This is a genomic window from Burkholderia sp. MBR-1 (genome assembly GCF_013822785.1).
GTDB lineage: Bacteria > Pseudomonadota > Gammaproteobacteria > Burkholderiales > Burkholderiaceae > Burkholderia > Burkholderia vietnamiensis.
On the sequence record NZ_CP053610.1, the window covers coordinates 370418 to 390232 of the forward strand.

Annotated in this window: 14 protein-coding genes, 1 pseudogene and 1 other annotated feature; of the genes and pseudogenes, 11 read left to right on the forward strand and 4 right to left on the reverse strand. The window is 62.3% G+C overall.

Annotation, left to right across the window (positions count from 1 at the left end; all coding sequences use genetic code 11):
* Position 1 precedes the first annotated feature (1 nt).
* The 4 genes from MBR110_RS16540 (at position 2) to tssJ (ending at position 7163) form a co-directional block, all read left to right on the forward strand.
* Positions 2 to 3556 (forward strand): ImcF-related family protein, encoded by a 3555-nt coding sequence (locus tag MBR110_RS16540; RefSeq protein WP_181709420.1) that lies wholly within the window; start codon positions 2 to 4, stop codon positions 3554 to 3556.
* Positions 3557 to 3572: 16 nt separating this feature from the next.
* Positions 3573 to 5387: a type VI secretion system baseplate subunit TssF gene (tssF, locus tag MBR110_RS16545; RefSeq protein ID WP_034195156.1), complete on the forward strand. Its 1815-nt coding sequence runs from the start codon at positions 3573 to 3575 to the stop codon at positions 5385 to 5387.
* A gap of 62 nt (positions 5388 to 5449) precedes the next feature.
* The gene (tssG, locus tag MBR110_RS16550) at positions 5450 to 6466 is read left to right on the forward strand and encodes a type VI secretion system baseplate subunit TssG (RefSeq protein ID WP_011881747.1); all 1017 of its coding nucleotides are present in this window, start codon (positions 5450 to 5452) and stop codon (positions 6464 to 6466) included.
* Positions 6467 to 6512: 46 nt separating this feature from the next.
* Positions 6513 to 7163: a type VI secretion system lipoprotein TssJ gene (gene tssJ, locus MBR110_RS16555; RefSeq protein WP_181709421.1), complete on the forward strand. Its 651-nt coding sequence runs from the start codon at positions 6513 to 6515 to the stop codon at positions 7161 to 7163.
* Between the two features lie 60 nt (positions 7164 to 7223).
* On the opposite strand, the gene MBR110_RS16560 is transcribed toward tssJ, so the two are convergent.
* A complete protein-coding gene (locus tag MBR110_RS16560; RefSeq protein WP_181709422.1) occupies positions 7224 to 7661 on the reverse strand; it encodes a hypothetical protein in 438 nt (145 codons plus the stop codon).
* Positions 7662 to 7724: 63 nt separating this feature from the next.
* Between MBR110_RS16560 and MBR110_RS16565 the strand changes: the two are divergent.
* Positions 7725 to 10327 (forward strand): annotated as a pseudogene (locus tag MBR110_RS16565) (type VI secretion system Vgr family protein).
* Here the strand turns inward: MBR110_RS16565 and MBR110_RS16570 are convergent.
* Positions 10324 to 11561 (reverse strand): IS3-like element IS1416 family transposase gene (locus tag MBR110_RS16570; RefSeq protein WP_105819029.1). Its coding sequence is split into 2 segments (ribosomal slippage): positions 10324 to 11270 and positions 11270 to 11561, totalling 1239 coding nucleotides; the frame shifts between segments, so codons are not numbered across the junction. The pseudogene MBR110_RS16565 and the gene MBR110_RS16570 overlap by 4 nt on opposite strands.
* Positions 11164 to 11280: a sequence feature (AL1L pseudoknot), on the reverse strand. It overlaps the preceding gene by 117 nt.
* Positions 11562 to 11727: 166 nt before the next feature.
* Between MBR110_RS16570 and MBR110_RS16575 the strand changes: the two genes are divergently transcribed.
* On the forward strand, positions 11728 to 11895 hold the full coding sequence (locus MBR110_RS16575; RefSeq protein ID WP_155630342.1) for a hypothetical protein: 168 nt from the start codon (positions 11728 to 11730) through the stop codon (positions 11893 to 11895).
* Between the two features lie 43 nt (positions 11896 to 11938).
* Here MBR110_RS16575 and istB read toward each other — a convergent pair whose 3' ends face one another.
* Both istB and istA read right to left on the reverse strand, forming a co-directional pair.
* Entirely contained in the window at positions 11939 to 12712 is a 774-nt protein-coding gene (istB, locus tag MBR110_RS16580; protein ID WP_011881749.1) for an IS21-like element ISBcen13 family helper ATPase IstB, read from the reverse strand.
* Positions 12709 to 13737 (reverse strand): IS21 family transposase, encoded by a 1029-nt coding sequence (istA, locus tag MBR110_RS16585; protein WP_041494180.1) that lies wholly within the window; start codon positions 13735 to 13737, stop codon positions 12709 to 12711. Before istA ends, istB begins: the two co-directional genes overlap by 4 nt.
* Before the next feature lie 92 nt (positions 13738 to 13829).
* Between istA and MBR110_RS16590 the strand changes: the two genes are divergently transcribed.
* The 5 genes from MBR110_RS16590 to leuD all read left to right on the forward strand — a co-directional run bounded on the left by MBR110_RS16590 (position 13830) and on the right by leuD (position 19745).
* Positions 13830 to 15578 (forward strand): phospholipase D-like domain-containing protein, encoded by a 1749-nt coding sequence (locus tag MBR110_RS16590; protein ID WP_014725196.1) that lies wholly within the window; start codon positions 13830 to 13832, stop codon positions 15576 to 15578.
* A 3-nt stretch (positions 15579 to 15581) separates the two neighbouring features.
* Positions 15582 to 16868, forward strand: a complete 1287-nt coding sequence (locus tag MBR110_RS16595; RefSeq protein ID WP_014725195.1) for an SEL1-like repeat protein — start codon at positions 15582 to 15584, stop codon at positions 16866 to 16868.
* Between the two features lie 599 nt (positions 16869 to 17467).
* Positions 17468 to 18877, forward strand: a complete 1410-nt coding sequence (gene leuC / locus MBR110_RS16600; protein ID WP_014725194.1) for a 3-isopropylmalate dehydratase large subunit — start codon at positions 17468 to 17470, stop codon at positions 18875 to 18877.
* A gap of 3 nt (positions 18878 to 18880) precedes the next feature.
* The gene (locus MBR110_RS16605; RefSeq protein WP_011881754.1) at positions 18881 to 19027 is read left to right on the forward strand and encodes an entericidin A/B family lipoprotein; all 147 of its coding nucleotides are present in this window, start codon (positions 18881 to 18883) and stop codon (positions 19025 to 19027) included.
* Between the two features lie 67 nt (positions 19028 to 19094).
* Positions 19095 to 19745, forward strand: a complete 651-nt coding sequence (gene leuD, locus MBR110_RS16610) for a 3-isopropylmalate dehydratase small subunit (RefSeq protein WP_011881755.1) — start codon at positions 19095 to 19097, stop codon at positions 19743 to 19745.
* The last annotated feature ends 70 nt before the right edge of the window (positions 19746 to 19815 follow it).

The following is a 19815-nucleotide window of genomic DNA, read 5'->3' on the forward strand; positions in this document are numbered from 1 at the left end:
GGTGACGTTGAAAAGACGCATATTGGGCCGGTGCCTGCTCGTCATCGCGGCGATCGCGGCCGTGACGGCGTTGATTCTGTACACCGTCGATCTCAAGGATCTGAAGGCGTGGTCCTCCCAAAATCGGCTAGCTATCGTCGGCGCTGGAGTGATGCTGTTGGCAGCGATCGGTGTCACTTTGCAGCGACGCGGGCTCGTGCAGCTCGGTGCGCAGCAGGCGTCCAAAGATCATGGGCTCGAGCCTCCTCCTCCGATCAACCCCGCTGCCGACGCCGGGAAGAAGCAGGTTGAATCGGCCGCCTTGCAGTTGAAGGACCTCCGCTTCCAGATGAAGCAAATCCGATGGTTTCGATGGGCTTATACGCGCCCCTGGCTGCTGTTGACGGGCGACGAGACAACTATTGGCCGCCTGTTGCCCGACCTCAAAGAACGCGGCTGGCTGCTCGCGGATGACGCGGTGCTGCTGTGGGGGCGCACCGGATCGGACGGTCGGCCCGACGAGATGTGGCTGAAGCAGATCCGTCGCTTTCGTCGCACGCGTCCGCTCGACGCGATCATCCTGATGGTCGACGAATCGACATTGCTGCCCGACGCAGTTCGCGGCACGACAAGTCCATGGGGCATCCACCTCGCGCGTATCACGCACCTGCTGCGTTGGTCTGCGCCGGTATTCGTCCTCGATCTCGACGGCACCGACACCGTTCACCGTGTGGATACGCCCGTCACCGGTTGTGAAATCCCGCACGCTGCTGATGCGCCTGCAATCGAAACCGCGCTACTCGAATTACGCAATCGATTGGCCGACGTCAGTGTCGGCCAGCTCGCGCACAACCCTGCCGACCGCTACGCGTCAGATCTCTCGACCCGTCTCGATACGCGTAGCGCACCGCTGGCTCGCTGGATCGCGAGTTTGTCCGACTGGCAACGTCGTGCCCAACCGGTTGCCGGTGTGATGTTCGCACCGTGGCCGGCATCCGGAGCGACGACAACGGGCACCGACAGTCTTCACTTTCCGTTGTGGCGCTATCTGACCGATGCAGCCAAGCGTACGCCGGGCCGCCGCACGGCGACGCATCCTCTCACGATGGTCTCGGGAATCGCGCTGGCGGCCGTCGGACTGTGGGGCGCCGGCATGCTCATCTCGGGCCTGACGAATGCCCGCGGCCTGGCGCTGACGAATGACGTGCTTCGCACGTTCAATGGCGCCAACAGTCCGGCGACCCGTCTGCGCGCCTTGCTCGCGCTCCAGCAGCGCATCGAGTTCTACGAAGCGCGCGTCGAGCGTCCGACGCTGTTCTCGCGCTTCGGCCTGAATCACGATCAGGACGTGCTCACCGCGTTATGGAAGCCCTATGTGCGCGAAGCGCGCCCGCAACTGCTTGCGCCCGTGCAACAGGACATCGAAGGGCAACTGGTCGATCTCACGCAGATGCCGACCGCCCAAGTCGATGACCAGGTCAATCGCCTCGCTCGCGACGGTCACGCCACGCTCAAGACGTACCTGATGATGGCGGACCCGTCGCGCGCCGATGCGGCGTTCATGACGCCGCAACTGGTGCGCCATTGGAACGGCGGCATCGGACTGTCTCCGGGCGAAAAGCTCGACCTGTCGCAGCGGCTGCTGGCGTTCTACGCGCAGCACCTCGGCGCGCATCCCGACTGGCGCATCGCCGCGCGTGACGAGCTCGTCGCGGGCGCCCGCCAGACCTTGCTCGCCGTGATCGGCGTGAAAAACTCGGAAGACATGATCTATCAGGGCATCCTCGAATCGGTCGGTCGCAAGTACCCGGACCAGACGCTCGCGTCTCTGACCGATGGCACCGACACGCGCGGACTGCTGAAAACCACGGCCAGCGTGCCCGGCGCGTACACGCGTCAGGCATGGGACGGGACCATCGAGGCCGCGATCGACGACATGGCGAAACGCAATGGCGTGACGGCCGACTGGGTGCTCGGCGCGACCGGCGCCAATCGCAACGCGTCGGCCGCGACGCCCGAGGCGCTGCGCGCGTCGTTGCGCACGCGCTACTTCGCGGACTATGCGGACCGTTGGCAAACCTTCATGAACAGCATCACGTGCGAACCGGCGCGGACCTTGCCGGCCGCCGTCGCGCAGTTGAAACTCATCGCCGATTCGCGGCAGTCGCCGGTGATCTCGCTGATGAAGTCGCTCGAGTTCCAGGGCGGAGCGGGCGTCGTGAAGACATCGCTGTCCGACACCCTGGTGAACAAGGCGCAGAACATGTTCGCGAGCAAGGACAATGCGCCGCAGCCGGCCGCGCCCGACCCGGCCGGACCGCTCGGCGTGTCGTTCGGCCCCGTGTTGCATCTGATCGCACCGGGGAACGCTGCGACGGCAGGCGCAACGAGCGACCTGAGCCTGCAGCGTTTCATCGAACGCATCACGATGCTGCGTCTGAAGCTGCAACAAATCGCTGACAGCCCGGACGCCGATAGCGAGTCGCGACAAGTCGCGCAGTCGCTGTTCCAAGGCAAGAGTTCGGAACTGGCCGACACGCTCGCCTATGCGCAGCTTGTCGCCGCCAGTCTCGGCGAGCAGTGGGCGGGGATGGGGCAGTCGCTGTTCGTGCAGCCGGTCACGCAAGCCACTCAGGCCATTCTGGAGCCGGCACAGGCGAGCTTGAACGACGCATGGCGCCAGACCGTCGTCGCGAGCTGGAACCGCTCGTTTGCCGGCCGCTATCCGTTCGCCAACACCAACAACGACGCATCGTTGCCGGAGCTGTCGCGCTTCCTGCGACCGCAGGGCGGCTTGGTCGGCTCGTTCCTCGCCACGCAGCTGGCGGGCGTGCTGACGTTGCAGGGCGACCAATGGGTGCCGGCATCGAGCGGTTCGGGCGCGAGCAGCGCGGCGCGCACGATCGATCCGGCCTTTCTCAATGCGATCAACATGCTGCAGCGGATCGCCAATCACCTGCTGGCGCAGGGCGAGCCGCAGTACGCATTCGACCTCAAACCGGTACCCAGCCTCGGCGTGACGGACACGCGCCTGACGGTAGACGGTCAAAAGCTGCACTACTACAACCAGCAGGAGACGTGGCAGACGTTCACGTGGCCGTCGAACGAGCCGCAGAAGGCGGGCACGCGTCTCGAATGGCAGACCGAGCGAGCGGGCACGAACCTGAACATGGAATTCGGCGGCCGGTGGGCGCTGGTCCGGCTGCTGGAGCGAGCACACGTGAGCCCGGTGGATACGGCCACCTATCTGATCACTTGGCAGGCCGCGCCGCAGTCGAAGGCAGGCGTCGCGAAGACGGACGATGGCGAGTCGTTGACCACGCAGGCGCCGCTCGCTCCCGCGCCGGCATCGCTGGCGTATCCGCTCACCTACCTGATGCGCACCGATGTGGGCAAGGGGCCGCTCGAACTGCTGGCGTTGCGCGGGTTCGCATTGCCTTCACGCGTCTTTGTGCCCCGAACGACGCCGTCCCGAGCGGCCGGTACGGCGTTGCAGCCGCCGCCGCTTCCGCCGGGCGCACTCGCCGCGGCGCGCCACGCATCCGTGCCGATCCCCGGCGGGTCTCTGCCCGAATGACACAACAGGACACCGAATGACGAATCCGATCAAGGATAACGAGATCCTGCGCTATTACGAGGCGGAGATGCGCTATTTGCGCGACGCCGGCCGGGAGTTTGCCGATGCATTTCCCGATCGCGCGCGCGAGCTGGGCCTGGATCGCGGAGGCGAGCGCGACCCTCATGTGGAACGGCTGCTCGAAGGCTTCGCGTTCCTGATGGGCCGCCTGCGTCACAAGCTCGACGACGAGCTGCCCGAGCTGACCGAAGGGCTCGTCAGCATGCTGTGGCCGCACTATCTGCGCATGATTCCGTCGCTGTCGATCCTCGAGCTCACGCCGGACATGGGTGCGCTGCAAAAGCACGAGACGCTCGGCGCCGGCCTCGAGGTGACGTCCGGACCGATCGCGACGGGCCACACAGACGGCGCACCCGCACACGTCGAATGCGTGTACCGCACGACGCAGCCGATCGATCTCTACCCGATCACGCTCACCGACGCAGGCGCGTGGGCGCGCGAAGACGGTCGCTCGGTCATCCGGTTGCGCCTGGCGATTCAGCCACAAGCTCAGCGTGAACGACTGCATGTACCGCGACTGCGGCTGTATCTCGACGCGGACCGGCCGATTGCGCTCGCACTGCATGCCGCGTTGACGGCGAAACCGCTGGCAATGCACGTGCGTGTGCCCGGTTTCCCGGAAGATCGCCCCGGTGCGCCTCAAGATATACCGGGGCTTCGGATCGAGGCGGCCGGCTACGCGGGCAACGAACGTCTGTGGCCGAAGGCCGACAACGCGTTCGGCGGCTACCAATTGCTGCTGGAGTACTTCACGTTCCCCGAGAAGTTCATGTTCGTCGACCTGCTCGGGCTCGACATCCAGGCGCTTCCACCGTCCGCGCCGCATGTCGACGTCGAGATCGTGCTGGCAAAGCCGTGGCAGGACGACATGCGTTTCAACGCGCAGAACGTGCGGCTCTACTGCACGCCGATCATCAACCTGTTTCCCGTTCAGGCCGATCCGGTCAAGGTCACGCAGTTCGAGACCGAATACCGGGTACGGGCGCGCGAGCAGCACGGCCCGTTGGTCGATATCTACTCGATCGACGCGGTGCACGGCATCGATCGCGGCCGACGCTTCGAATATGCGCCGTTCGCGGCATTCCGCCATCGTGGCGGCATGCTGCGCCATACGATGCCCGAGCGATATTTCCATTCGCACGTGCGACGCGCGCCTTCCGGACGGTTCGATACGTGGGTCGTGCTGGGCGGCCACGCTTGGGAAAGCGAGCATGCGCTGCCCCCGGAAACGCTGTCGCTGTCGGTGACGGGCACCAACGGCATGCTGCCGCGCAAGGCGCTGCGCGATGCCAGCATCACGCGGATGCGCGCGGGCTTCACCAACATCGCGGCAGTGCGCAATCTGACCGCACCGACGCTGCCGGTCTACCCGCCGACCGGCGATCGCTTCCAATGGCGTGTGCTGTCCCATCTGGCGCCGAACTATCTGTCGCTGCTCGATGCGGAAATCCTGCGCGGCTCGCTCGCGTTGTACGACTGGACGGACGGGGAGTTGAACCGGCGGCGCATCGAGGCGATCACCGACGTGCGTCACCGGCCATTGCAGAAGCTCGTGAAGGGCGGCTTGATGCGCGGCGTCGAGATTGCGGTGACGATCGACAGCACGCGTTTCGCGGGCAACGGCGATCTCGAGCTGTTCGGCGCCATGCTGAACCGGTTCCTCGGCCTCTATGCGACGGTCAACCTGTACACGAAGCTCGTCATCGTGTCGCAGCCGACCGGTCAGCGGCTCGAATGGCCCGATACGAAGGGCGAAGGAGCGCCGTTTTGAACGCACTTCCGACCCGGTCGGAACGCAGCTTGACGACCCTGCCGCCAGCCCACGCGGACCGGATGTTGTTGCCGGCGCTGTTGGATCAGGCGCATCGGATGAATTTCTATCGCTTCTGCGCGTTGATCGAACTGGCGTCACCCGATGCAGCGCCGCTCGGCGCCACCGATTCGCCCGCGACGGATCCGGTCCGGTTCCGCTCACGTGGCCAACTTGGGTTTCCGGCGCGCGAGATCGATGCAGTCGAATACGACGCGGACGATCCGGCGAAGCCGGTTGCGGTGCGTACGACGTTCCTCGGTCTGTACGGCGTCGACGCGCGGATGCCGACGTACTTCGTCGACGAAGTGGCGCAGAACCGCGACGGCGCCGAGCCGCTGTCGGCGTTCCTGGACCTGTTCCACCATCGTATTGCGACGCAGTTCTACCGGATTTGGCGCAAGTATCGCTATCCGGCCGGTTTCCGGCCGGATGGCTTCGACACGGTCTCCCGCGGTGTGCTCAGCTTTGTCGGTCTTGGGTTCCGGTCGCCGGACACACATGCGCCTGACTGGGGGCTGCCGCAGGGCGTTGGTGCACGAACGCTGCTGTCGATGCTCGGACTAGCCGCTCAGAAGACGCGTACCGCGGAAGGGCTCGCCGGCGTGCTGACACATGCGATACCGGATGCCGCGATCGACGTGGAGGAGTTCTATCCGGTGTGGCGTACCGTCAACGATTTCGAGCCTGCAGCGCTCGGCGAACAATGTCTGCTCGGACGCGGATTCTACGATCGGGCGAACACGGTACGCATCGTGATCACGCCGCACACGCGCGAATCGGTCACCGCGCTGGTACCCGGGCAACCGGCATACCGACAGATCACCGCGTTGCTGCGCTTCTACCTCGGCTACGAAAGCGAAGCGCTGCTCGAGATGCAGGTGCATCCTGACCTGATGCCGGAACCGTTGTTGGCCGCCGGTCAGGCGAACCTCGGCCTGACCACGCAGCTCGGGTCGCCGCCTGCGGTAGGGCGCGGACCCACTCGCGTGACACGGGTGCAGTTGGGGCGCTGGAGCGGGGCGACGGAAACCGTATAAGCCCGCAATACGATTCGCTGGCACAACGCGACGCAGAACTCGAAACATGGACAACAATCAGATGAACATTTTAAGGATCCCGATTGGACGAAGCTTCGTCGGTGCAGTGGCCACCGTGGTGGTCGTTGCGACGGCCGGTTGCGGCGTCGGCCAGGCCGTGAAGGACAGCACGGTGGACGCTGCGAAATGGGCCTTCACGACGCAGGTGAAGACGATGAACCTGGACCTCGTCGCCCGCTCATCGCTCAACGCCAACGCGGCCGGGCAGCCGTTGTCGACGGTGGTGAGGCTCTATCAGTTGAAGGACGCGAAGACCTTCGAGCAACTCGACTATACCCAGTTGCAGACCAACGATCTCGATGTGCTGAAGGCGGATCTGCTGGCGACCAAGGATGTCGTGTTGCGCCCGGGCGCGAGCGCCAGCGTGGTCGAGCCGATGAACCCGGACGCGCAGGTGGTCGGCGTCGTGGCGTTCTTCCGTGAGCCGGGGGACGGCGCGGTGTGGAAACTGGCGGTGTCGAAGAAGCAGTGGAAAAAGACCGATCCGGTGAAGATCGAGGTGCGCGACAACACGCTCAATCTGGTCGGTACAAAGGATCGGCCGATAACTCACACCGCGCCCCAGCAGAGCGCACCGGCCGCGCCCAAGCCCATACCTAAAGCAACCACTCAATCCGGCACACAGGATGAAGGATGAACATCGGGACTCGCTTTCGTCAGGATTGGGCGGGATGAGGTGGCCATCGAAGAAAAATGGTCAAGCAGCAAGGTGCTGCTCACGATCTACGACGAGCAACCCAGCGTTGCCCGATGTACCAGGGGCGGCGCAGTAGAAAACGGTTAGACGGGCAGGCAATCGGAGTGCAGCATTGCGATTACGTTTTGTGATTAGGAAATCGAAGTTGTTGATATTGGTATCAACGACCGTAGTTGGGAATACGCAAGACATGATCAAAGAATTGTCAAATTTGCGTTGCGGGATTGGACTGTATGACGAGCGTTTGATAGCGTCATACGATTCGCACGGTACGACTCCAATTTGCCAAGCTGTTCCGCGACGCAAACCTACAAGGTTCTGCAGCCGACCTTCGAAGCCAACAACACGCGGCGTTCGTAAATGGGCTGGATTTTCGTCGGAAGCAGATGTGCTGTTCGATGGCAGGCACATAGCCACGTTGCGCGGGAATTCGCTCATGAAGAAGAACCTTCGCGGGCACCGATTGCGGAGTCGTACTGTCACTACGACGGGTGAACACCAATGGCAAGTTCGTTTGACGACGCGAAGCGGTTCGTTTCAAACCTGACGGCGATTTCGGGGTGCCAGGCATATTTTCTCGATGTGCCTGGCACCGATAGCGCGGCTGCGCTGTCGGTGGTGTCGGTACACGCCACCGAACGGATGGGCGCGCCCACCGAGGTGCACGTGGTGCTGACCCATCCGTTGCCACTGGTGCGCGCCGACTACCTGAACCGGGATGCGGCCTGCACAATCGTGCCGGATGACGGGGCGCCGCGGCGGTTCTCCGGGTTCATTGCACGCTTCTCCGGGCTGCAGACCACGCACGACTTCACGAAGTACGAAATCGTCCTGCGGTCGCACTTTGCGCGCCTCGAAGCCGTCACGACGAGCCGCATTTACCAGCATCAGACCACCCCGCAGATCATCGAGGCGGTGCTGCGCAGCCACGGGTTGGAAGGCCACCAGTTCGCATTCCGGCTGCGCCGCCAGTATCCGCAGCACCTGTTCCGCTTCCAGTACAAGCTCGACGACCTGTCGTACGTGCAGATGCTGATGCAGAAGGCAGGCATCTACAGCTACATCGTCGAGACCGAGCATGGCGACCAGGTGGTGTTTGCCGACGACGTCGACCATTACCAGTGGGACCCGCACCTGACAGCCGCGTACCGCGAGACAGCGGGGCTCGAGGCGACCGGCGCCGAGGCAGTGAGGTCGCTTAGGACCCACGCGGTGACGGTGCCACAGTCGTTCCGTGTGGCGGACTACAACCCCGAGCAGGCATGGGAGCGGTTCAAGGACGAGGCGAACGTCGCGCCGCAGGACCGGACCACCTATGGGCAGCCGTACATCTACGGCACGCACCACCTCGATCAGGCGGGCGCGAAGTGGGAGGCGCAACTGCGCCATGAAGCGGCGATCGCATGGCAGGTCGTCTACGAGGGCGAGAGCAACGTGCTGGCGCTGCATGCCGGACGCGTGCTGAACCTCGACACCGAGTTGCCCGATGCGCCGGACGGTCAGGTCGTGATCGAGGTGACGCACACCGGCGCGCGCGACCAGTCCTACACGAATCGCTATATGGCGATCCCGGCGAACCGGCGCTTCCGGCTGAAGCTCGACGAGGCCGAGTGGCCGAAGATCGCCGGTACGCTCTCGGGCCGGGTTACGTCACCGGACAAATACAAGTCGCGTACCTGACCGCGGCGGGCTACTACACGGTCCGATTCGACGTGGACTTCGCGGACTGGCCGGCAGGCGGGGAAAGCGTGCCGCTGCGGCTGGCAAAGCCCTTCGCGGGCAAGTGGCAGACGGGCTTCCACTTCCCGGCGCTGGACAACGACGAAGCGGTGATCGCGTTCCGGGACGCGGACCCGGATAAGCCGGAGATCATCGGCTTCCATCATCACAGTCAGGCGCGCGATCTGGTGACGAGCGATCGCCGCTGGCTGTCGCGCAACGTGATCCGCACGCAGTCGAACAACAAACTGCGGATGGAGGACTGGGCGGGGCAGGAGGGCATCAAGCTCAGCACGGAACACTCCGGCACGAGCCACCTGGACCTGGGCTATCTGGTCGACGAGAAACTGGAGCGGCGCGGTGAGGGTTTCGAACTGCGCACGTCGGGTCACGGTGTCGAGCGCGCGGGCAAGGGGCTGCACCTGACGGCCTGCGACCGCCCGGGTGCGAGCGGGAAGCAACTCGACATGCAGGAGACGATCGCGCAACTGGAGCAAGCGCTGGCGTTGGCGAAGTCGCTGGGTGATGCGGCGCGTACGGCTAAGGCGATGCCGGCCGACACCGATGCGCAACAGCAGATGAAGGACGAGCTCGACGGGCTGAAGAAACCGGGATTGCTGATGAGTACGCCCGCGTCGGCGGGGATCATCGCGGGCCAAGGCGTGCAGATCGCAGCCGAAGACAACATCTCGGCCGTGGCGGGGAAGAGCGCTGACTTCAGCGTCATGAAGCGTTTCACGGCGACTGCCGGCGAGCGAATCTCGCTGTTCGCGCAGAAGCTCGGGATCAAGATCTTTGCGGGGAAAGGGCCGGTCGAGTTGCAGGCCCAGAGCGGCGCGATGTCGCTCGCCGCAGACAAGGATGTCAGCATCGTTAGCGTGACCGGGCAGGTTGATCTCATTGCGGCGAAGGAGATCATTCTGGAATGCGGCGGCGCCTTCATCCAGTTGAAGGATGGCAACATCACACTCGGTGGCCCCGGTGACCTCCTTTTTAAGGTCATCACGATCCAGAAGCAAGGGGCAGCGTCGATGAATACGCCACTGAACTTGACTCATCCTGCGCTAGCTACGTTGCCAACAACGCCGCTCATTCTGAATGCCATTGCCTCGCCCGCCTCGAAGGCCGTTGTACCAGCAGGCATGCCCTACAAGCTGTTTGCTGACGGGATACTGGTGAAACAAGGTGTATTCGACGAGACGGGACTACTCCAGATCGACCATCACGTCACAACTCAGCAATACAAACTCGAACTCGCGAATGGCGTTACGCATACGTTTCCTGTCAGCGAGGATTACCGCGGCGAAAGTGCCAATGCGGCGCTCGCGAACAGCGGCTACCACTTTCTGAACCGCACCGGGAATCGTGGAGGCCGGTTGGTTTAAGTTAATGCAGGCACTTCAGCAGCATTTCTGAGTTGCCTGTAGTAGTTTGCCTCAGCCTCGGCGGGCGGGATATAGCCGAGCGGTTCCATCAGCCGATGATGGTTGTACCAGGCGACCCATTCCAGCGTTGCCAGTTCGACGGATTCCCTCGTTTTCCAAGGGGCGCGCCGATGAATCAGTTCCGTCTTGTAGAGACCGTTGATCGTTTCAGCCAGCGCGTTATCGTAGCTGTCGCCACGGCTGCCGACGGACGGCTCGATACCCGCCTCGGCCAAACGTTCGCTATACCGAATGCTGACGTATTGAGCCCCCCTATCGGAGTGGTGTATCAAGGTCCCATCGTCGCCCGGTTGGCGCGCGTACAGCGCCTGTTCGAGCGCATCCAGAACGAAGTCCGTGCTCATCGACGAACTGACGCGCCAACCGACGATGCGACGGGCAAACACGTCGATCACGAACGCCACGTACAGCCAACCCTGCCATGTCGAGACATAGGTGAAGTCAGACACCCAGAGCTGATTTGGGCGCTCAGCCTTGAACTGCCGGTTGACCCGGTCCAGCGGGCGCGGGGCGCTCGTATCGGGATTCGTCGTGCGAACTCGCTTGCCGCGAACTGTGCCTCGCAAGCCCTGCAGCTTCATCAGCCGCCCGACCGTGCAGCGTGCGACCACAATGCCCTCCCGGTTCATCTGCTTCCAGACCTTCGGCACACCGTAGACCTGCATGTTGGCCCGCCAGACACGCTTGATCTCGGGTTGCAGGACCTCATCGCGTTTGGCACGAGCGCAGCGTTTGGACGGATCACGAAGCTGCGCAGCATGGCGTCGGTAGCCCGACGGGGCGATCCGCAATACCTTGCAGATCGGCTCGACCCCGAAGGTGTCGCGATGCTGATCAACGAAGGCCTTCAGGACTTGAATCGGCGGTCGAGCTCCGCCTGGGCGAAAAACGCGCTCGCCAGCTTGAGAATCTCGTTGGTACGGCGCAGTTCCTTGACCTCACGCTCCAGGGCCTTGATGCGTTCACGCTCGGCCGTGCTCACGCCATCACGTTCCCCACGATCGATCTCCTCGCGCTTGACCCAATCCAGCAGCGTCTGCGGCGTACAGCCGATCATCGGCGCAATCGATTCGACCGCCGCCCACATCGACGGATGTTCGCTACGCTGCTCACGTACCAGACGCACTGCGCGCTCCCGGACTTCCGGGGAAAACTTGGTTGCCTTCTTGTTCATGGCTCGATTCTCTCAAGAATCCGAGCCTCCACAAAATTCGGTGCGGTTCATTCATGAAAACAGCAGGAATCCAGACATCACCCCGCCGGGTGACCGAGCGGCACATCGCCAGCGATACAGTGATCTGATAGATATCGCGCCGGATTCTCAGACTGGAGCATAAAACGTGGCCGACCCGTCAAATATCGTCACGCCGATCGCTCGTAGCGAGAAACGCTCGGCGACCTTCTGTTCACCATGGTTCGTTGACTTTGCCGCAGAGGGGCCTGCCGAGTTTCACCCCGTAGAAGCATCGTATATGCCGTTAGTGATGTCAAACGCATTTGAAATCTGAGCCACTTCGCGCCTGATCGCGCAAAGTAAAACTGAGCCAGTCGTTACTTCTTCGATGTCGGGACGTGCCCGGCTTTGCGTTGCTGTTTCAGTCTGTAGCTGTCTCCTTTGATCTGGATGATGTGGGCATGGTGGAGGATGCGGTCGAGCATCGCTGCAGTGAGGGTGGTGTTGCCGCCGAAGGTTTCGTCCCACTGCGCAAACGGCAGGTTGCTGGTCAGGATCATCGAGCCACGCTCGTAGCGCTTGGCGACGATCTGGAAGAAGTGACTGGCCTGATCGCCCGAGAGCGGTAGATAGCCGATCTCATCGACGATGAGCAGCCTCGGGCCGAGAATGTTGTGCCGAAGAACGGCGTCGTATCGCTCCTGTCGGCGTGCAGCCTCGAGCTGTAACATCAGATCCGCCGCCGTGATGAACTTCGTCTTGATGCCGGCCTGCGTCGCTGCATATCCGATGGCGATCGCGAGGTGCGTCTTGCCCACGCCCGACGGACCAAGCAACACGGCGTTCTCGCCTCGCTCGATGAAGCGTAGCGTGGCAAGCTCGTCGATTGCCTCGCGCGGGACCCCGACGGCGAAGCTGTAGTCGTAGTCATCCAGTGTCTTGATGGCGGGAAACCCGGCCATGCGCACCAGTGTTTGCCGCGAACGAACTTGCCTCGTCTCTCGTTCGTGCGCGAGCGCGTTCTCGAGGAAGTCGAGGAAACTCCATTGCTTGGCCGCCGCGTCGCTGGCCAGAGCGACGTATCGGTGCATGAGTCCCTCGAGCTTCAGGCTTTGGCAGTGCCCGTCGATGCGTTCCTGCTGCAAGTTCATGCGCGCACCTCGGTCAGTAATTGCTGGTAGACGGACAACGGGTGCTGGATCGACATCGCGGGATCAACGCGCGGCCGAGCGACGGCGCGAGCCGGCAATCGGGGCAATGTGTAGCCAGGCATATCGAGCAAGCAAGCCCGTTCTCGTTGCTCCAACAGAATCGCGGGTGCCTGCCCGGTAACCGGATGCACGCGCTGGTTGGCCACGTCGCGCAGCCATTTACTCACCTCGACGTTCGCAGTCGCGGCATCGAGCATCAAGCCGGATTGTTTAAGCTGGCTTGCCAGCGGCACATAGAAATTGCCGCGCAGATAGCGGTGGAATCGCTCGACCTTGCCCTTGGTCTGCGCGCGGTACGGTTGGCACAATCTGGGCAGGAAGCCGTACCGCTTGGCCAGATCGAGCAGGCCGGCGTGCCAGCGATGTTGGCCGTCGCCATAAGCATCGCGTTCGACAACGATGGTCTTGGCGTTGTCGTAAAGGATCTCGCGAGGAATGCCACCCAAGGCTTCGAACAGCGCATGATGACAGGCAACCAGCGTCTCGGCGCGTTCATCGGTGGTGAAGTGTGCCCAGCGCCAACGACTGAAGCCGAGCGTGGCGGTGAAGGCGTAAAGCGGGTCGGTGCCTCGTCGGAAGACAACGAAATCGCACTGCATCTGCCGACCGGGCTCGGTCTCGAACCTTACGACTGGATCGGGCTTCGGCATGGGCTTATGCGTGTTCATGAAAGCCTGCAGGCTTCGCAGTTGGCCCTCGTAGCCGCGCGCCCGCAACTCGCGCAGCAGCGCCGGCGCTGCGATGATCTCCGGTGCTGCGGCCCTCATGCGCTCGATGATGTACGCCTCGAACGCTCCGAGCTTGGTTGGCCGCGGTTCACGCGGCTTGTAGCGCGGCACTTCCTCAGCCGACAGGTACCGCGCCACCGTGTTGCGAGAAATGCCCAGGCGCCGCGCGATCTCGCGCTCCGATACGCCTTGGGCTTTGAGCACATGGATTTGCATCCACTGTTCCTTCTGGAGCATCGCCAGCCTTTGCGCGCAAAAGGCTGACTGTACTGAAAGGTGGCTTAGATTTACTTCGCGCGAAGTGGCTCATTATTACTTTGCGCCCAACAGTGAACGGCAAGGAGGCGTTCGGGGCGCTCTATGATGCGATTTGCAATGCCAAGCACAGTATCGATTACGTTTGCTGGGGGTTTCAACCGTCGATGTATTTCAAGCGTGACGGTGGAAAGTCGCTACGCATCGGCGACTTGCTTATCCAGCAGGCCAAGCAAGGGGTCAAGGTTCGCATTCTCTGTTGGCTGGATTCTGCGTGGGTCGCACAGTTCAGCGAACAGGAAGCGCCAGAATACAATCTGAAGCGCTTCGTGACCCAGAACGAGGACACACAACAGAGAGCGTACGATCGGAACTGGTATTACTGCGCGCGGCAACCTCGCGGAACGCAACGATCTACGATCGCGCCCGCCGGATCGAAAATGTACCCGCAACTTGCTTCGAATGCCTGGCCATTGCTCGGCACCCAATCACTCAAGGATATTGGGATCGAGGTGGTGATGCGGGATTTTTCACTCGGTGATCGTAGCGAGATAATGTATCGAGAGGCGTTGCTGCGTGGGAGCGGCAAAGGTCCGACCCACACTGCCATCGGCGCGTATGGTGCGGAACCGTCTCATCATCAGAAGACAGTGCTGATCGACTATGAGGCCCCTGCGCTGGCACTGGGCTTCGTGATGGGACACAACACACTTGATGCCTACTGGGATGATGACTCGCATAGCTATGTGAAAAAATCTCCGGATCGCGGTCGTAACGGTGAGACACCCCGACAGGACATGTCGGCGAGGATTGCGGGTCCGATTCTCGAACATCTGAACGTCAACTTCTGCCGGGCATGGCAGCACAGCACGAAGGAAGATCTGCTAGCGAAGCGCATGCCGCTGGCCAAGCAACTGAAGTTATCGACCACGGCCGGGACACCGGTCATGGCTCAGATCAATCGCACGCAGTCGCAAGAGGGCGTGCGTAACATCAAGTCTCTTTATCTTCAAGCGGTTCGCAACGCGACGAAGTTCATCTATATCGAGAATCAGTATTTCAGGTGGCCGGATCTGGCCGATGAAATCAAGAGCGCGGTGAAGAAGCAATTTGGGCAGGGGCGCGATATCGCCAAGCACGGCTCCGTTCATCTCTTTGTCGTGACCAATTCGAGTGACGAGGGGATGGGGCTGGGTGCCGGCACGACCTACGACATGCTGAACGCATTGGGCCGTGCGGATACCATGCCGAACGTTGCACGGATAGAAACTGCCAAATCGCTTGGCAAGCAAGCGACCGCAGCACAGCTGCAGTTGAATAATGCCTCTGGTCCAGAGGAAAAGCAGAAGGCGCAGGCGAAGCTCGATAGCGTCAGGCGGCAAGCCCAGATCAATGACGATATGAAAACGCTGATCCTGCCGCAGGAGATTCGTGGATTGAAGGTTCACCTCTGCACATTAGTCGCGCCGGATTCCCCGCCGACCAACTGGATGCCAGTCTATATCCACAGCAAGATTATGATCGTAGACGATGTGTTCCTGACACACGGTTCGGCCAACATCAACCGCCGCAGCATGGAAGTCGATAGTGAGCTAAACATCTGCCATGAACATATGGGCGTCACGCAGCCATTGCGTAGACGGCTGTGGGCCATGCATACCGGAGGAGTAGAGGAGGGTGCATCAGACTCAGCGGGGAACGCGGCGACGGCTTGGGAGCACATCATTAAACTGAATGCTAGTAATCAGAAACGCGGGCAGCCACCTATCGCCTCTCTCGTCGGCTTCAAGTGGACGTCGACAAAGCGCACGCGGTTGGACTAAACAATGAAACGAAACACTGCTACTGCGATCTGCCTGGCGCTTGCGCTTTGCGCTTGTTCGAACAAGGACAATTCGATGCCCTCCGAAGCTGACATGAACGCCGTGCGCGCGAAACTGGCCTTTACCTGCGTTCACGAAGTCGACCATCTGCCGCCGCTCGATCCGGAAGCAGACACACTGTTCAAGTACGCACTGTATTTGGAGAAGCAGGAGGGGCCGAAGAACTACGATGCAGCAGCCCGATATTACCGGATTGCGGCTGCCTACGGACACTTCAAGGCGAACCACAATCTGCAACTGCTGGTGTCCGAAGGTTTCGCGCACTCGCCCGATGCGCCAAAGGAGACGATTGATCTGGTCGAACAGTTGATTACAGCTGGCGTTGCGGGGGGCTACTACGACATGGCCCATTATCTCGAACTCGGTTATGGCGTAAAGCAGGACGAGAAGAAGGCGTTGACCTATTTCAGAAAAGCCGCCGACCTGGGAAGTCCAGAAGGGCAATTTCGTGTCGGAGACCTGCTTTCCCCCAGGGATCGCGCACCGGACATTGCCAGAAAAATGATCGAGTGTGCAACCGATCAAGGATACGGCAAGGCGGCGAATTACCTAGGCATCGATTTGTCGACTGAAAAATCGTACCCCGCAGCCGTCAAAGCATTTCAGAAGGGCGTGCGAGCGGGGGTTGCTGAATCGGCGTTTGCGTTGCGGCACGGATTTGATACTCAACCATCGGATAGGGTTTATTTCCTCGGGTTATCTAATGACCTCGAACGCTCGCGCCGCTACGAAGCGATCTGGAAATTTCTCAACGACAATGAGGATCTCAACCCGAAGGTACCGGACATTGACAAGATCGTCCCGCTGCCTCCCGTGAAGTTACCGCCTTGGGACGGCACGTTTCAGTGGCAAAAAGAGCAGGAAGCGGCCAAACCGCCGCAAAAACCGTCCGACCAACTAGTCGAGCGCCTCGCGCGCGAAAAGAACCTCGACCCGACGACTGGGCTGCCTCTTGTGTCAGCACCTAAAAGCACTCAGGAGGATCGCATGCCACTGGGCACCGCGGCGCGCACAGGCGAGGTGTGTCCGCAGGACGGCATCTGGTCGGTACGGCATGTTTCTCGAGTTTGTCTCGAGGCAACGCGGTATGTCAGCAAGGGCGAAATCATGCCGCCTCTCGCTGTCGACAATCCCCGGCCACTTCCCGGGCTCGATGCATTACTCGGCATGCGTGTGCACAGTACTGACGAGGTCTGGCGCCTCGAATCTTATGACCGACGCGTATTGTGATCACTGACCGCTTGGTACGGCCCATTCCGAAGAGCGCGAGCGGCAGTCCGACAGTGAGCGCACTGTGAAGCACCCGGGTTGAGAGAATTTCGATAAGCAAGTCGGCAGAGTCGGGCTCATCAGGCAGTGCTTCAATTCGATATCACGCAGTCGCTCACATTCGCGCGTCGCCGCGACTTTGCCGATGTGGACGATTCGGGGCTGCCGGCCTTCGTATTGGCACTTTGGGGAGATGTGCCCTCGCTCGATTCCGGGCCGGTCCCGCCATGTCCGTATTGCGCGTAGGCCACTCACACGCGCATTCGCCCCCGACCAATATCTGCACTTACCGCAATTTCGGCGCCGGGACTCCTGCGCGCTCTTCACGCGTCGCCCCGTCTCGCCTCTGCGGCGCACGCCGCAAAATGACAAATAGGCCCTCCGCGTCTGATCAAATCCGGCACTGATTTTGGCTGGTAATCCCGATACAGGTATTGCCACTACCAGCCAAACCACTGTTTTTAATGGGTTTTTCGCGCCCGCACTGCGCGGCGGCGCGTTGCGCGTGGCATAATCGACCGCACCCGCAAGGCTTGTAGTCATCACGACCCCGCATACCCATGGCACAGACTCTCTACGACAAACTGTGGAATACCCACGTCGTCCACACCGAAGACGACGGCACGGCATTGCTCTACATCGACCGTCAACTGCTGCACGAAGTCACGAGCCCGCAGGCGTTCGAAGGGCTGAACGTCGCGCACCGCCCGGTGTGGCGCATCAGCGCGAACCTGGCCGTGTCGGACCACAACGTCCCCACCACCGATCGCAGCCACGGCATCGCCGATCCGGTCTCGAAGCTGCAGGTCGACACGCTCGACGCGAACTGCGACGCCTTCGGCATCACGCAGTTCAAGATGAACGACCTGCGTCAGGGCATCGTGCACATCATCGGGCCGGAGCAGGGCGCGACGCTGCCGGGCATGACGATCGTCTGCGGTGATTCGCACACGTCGACGCACGGCGCGTTCGGCGCGCTCGCGCACGGCATCGGCACGTCGGAAGTCGAACACGTGCTCGCGACGCAGACGCTGCTGCAGAAAAAGAGCAAGAACATGCTCGTGAAGGTCGAAGGCACGCTGCCGCGCGGCTGTACCGCGAAGGACATCGTGCTCGCGATCATCGGCAAGATCGGCACCGCGGGCGGCACCGGCTACGCGATCGAATTCGGCGGCTCGACGATCCGCGCGCTGACGATGGAAGGCCGGATGACCGTGTGCAACATGGCGATCGAAGCCGGCGCCCGCGCCGGCATGGTTGCCGTCGACGACACGACGATCGACTACCTGAAAGGCCGTCCGTTCGTGCCGACCGGCGCGGAATGGGATCAGGCGGTCGAATACTGGCGCGAATTCAAGTCCGACGAAGGCGCGCAGTTCGACCGCGTGGTCGAGCTGAACGCAGCCGAGATCGTCCCGCAGGTCACGTGGGGCACGTCGCCGGAAATGGTCACGTCGATCGACGCGCGCGTACCCGATCCCGAGCGCGAGAAGGATCCGGTCAAGCGCGACGCGATGGAGCGCGCACTCGCCTACATGGCGCTCGAGCCGAACACGCCGATGGAGTCGATCAACGTCGACAAGATCTTCATCGGTTCGTGCACGAACGCGCGCATCGAAGACATCCGCGCGGCCGCGTACGTCGTGAAGAAGCTGAACCGCCGCATCGCACCGAACGTGCGCCTCGCGATGGTCGTGCCGGGCTCGGGCCTCGTGAAGGCGCAGGCCGAGCGCGAAGGGCTCGACAAGGTGTTCACCGACGCGGGCTTCGAATGGCGCGAGCCCGGCTGCTCGATGTGCCTCGCGATGAACGCCGACCGGCTCGAGCCGGGCGAGCGCTGCGCGTCGACGTCGAACCGCAACTTCGAAGGCCGGCAGGGCGCGGGCGGCCGCACGCACCTCGTGAGCCCCGCGATGGCGGCGGCGGCGGCGATCGAAGGCCATTTCGTCGACATTCGCAAGCTGGGGTAACGCGTGAAGGCATCGCAACGTATCGTGCGCGTGCTTGCCGCGCTGGCACTCGTCGGGCTCGGCTTCGGCCTGACGGGCTGCAACACCGTCCGAGGCTTCGGCCAGGACGTCAACGCCGCCGGCAACGCGCTGCAGCGCGCCGCGGACTGACGCCCGCCGAAATATTGTCGATGTGCGCCGGCCAGGCATGCCGGCCCTTCAACCGGATAGACGGATCATGGAAAAATTCAATGTGCATACCGGCGTCGTGGCGCCGCTCGATCGCGAGAACGTCGACACCGACGCGATCATCCCGAAGCAGTTCCTGAAGTCGATCAAGCGCACGGGCTTCGGCCCGAACGCGTTCGACGAATGGCGTTACCTCGACCACGGCGAGCCCGGCCAGGACAACTCGAAGCGCCCGCTGAACCCCGACTTCGTGCTGAACCAGCCGCGCTACCAGGGCGCGTCGGTGCTGCTGGCCCGCAAGAACTTCGGCTGCGGCAGCTCGCGCGAGCACGCGCCGTGGGCGCTCCAGCAGTACGGCTTCCGCGCGATCATCGCGCCGAGCTTCGCCGACATCTTCTTCAACAACTGCTACAAGAACGGGCTGCTGCCGATCGTGCTGACCGAGCAGCAGGTCGATCACCTGTTCAACGACACGTATGCGTTCAACGGCTATCAGCTGACGATCGACCTCGAGGCGCAGGTCGTGCGCACGGGCGACGGCCGCGAGTATCCGTTCGAGATCGCCGCGTTCCGCAAGTACTGTCTGCTGAACGGCTATGACGACATCGGCCTGACGCTGCGTCACGCGGACAAGATCCGCCAGTTCGAAGCCGAGCGGCTCGCGAAGCAGCCGTGGCTCAACAACAAGCTGGTCGGCTGATTTCGGCCGCGGGCGGGCGCGCGTGACGCGCTCGCCGACCTGCCACCTACATTACCCAGTCCAGGAATAA

What these genes read in the sequence shown, in the direction of transcription:
- tssF (WP_034195156.1), top strand. Translation starts at nt 3,573, where the DNA reads ATGACGAATCCGATCAAGGATAACGAGATCCTGCGCTATTACGAGGCG.
- tssG (WP_011881747.1), top strand. Translation starts at nt 5,450, where the DNA reads ATGTTGTTGCCGGCGCTGTTGGATCAGGCGCATCGGATGAATTTCTAT.
- tssJ (WP_181709421.1), top strand. Translation starts at nt 6,513, where the DNA reads ATGGACAACAATCAGATGAACATTTTAAGGATCCCGATTGGACGAAGC.
- MBR110_RS16560 (WP_181709422.1), bottom strand. Translation starts at nt 7,661, where the DNA reads ATGAGCGAATTCCCGCGCAACGTGGCTATGTGCCTGCCATCGAACAGC.
- istB (WP_011881749.1), bottom strand. Translation starts at nt 12,712, where the DNA reads ATGAACTTGCAGCAGGAACGCATCGACGGGCACTGCCAAAGCCTGAAG.
- istA (WP_041494180.1), bottom strand. Translation starts at nt 13,737, where the DNA reads ATGCTCCAGAAGGAACAGTGGATGCAAATCCATGTGCTCAAAGCCCAA.
- MBR110_RS16595 (WP_014725195.1), top strand. Translation starts at nt 15,582, where the DNA reads ATGAAACGAAACACTGCTACTGCGATCTGCCTGGCGCTTGCGCTTTGC.
- leuC (WP_014725194.1), top strand. Translation starts at nt 17,468, where the DNA reads ATGGCACAGACTCTCTACGACAAACTGTGGAATACCCACGTCGTCCAC.
- leuD (WP_011881755.1), top strand. Translation starts at nt 19,095, where the DNA reads ATGGAAAAATTCAATGTGCATACCGGCGTCGTGGCGCCGCTCGATCGC.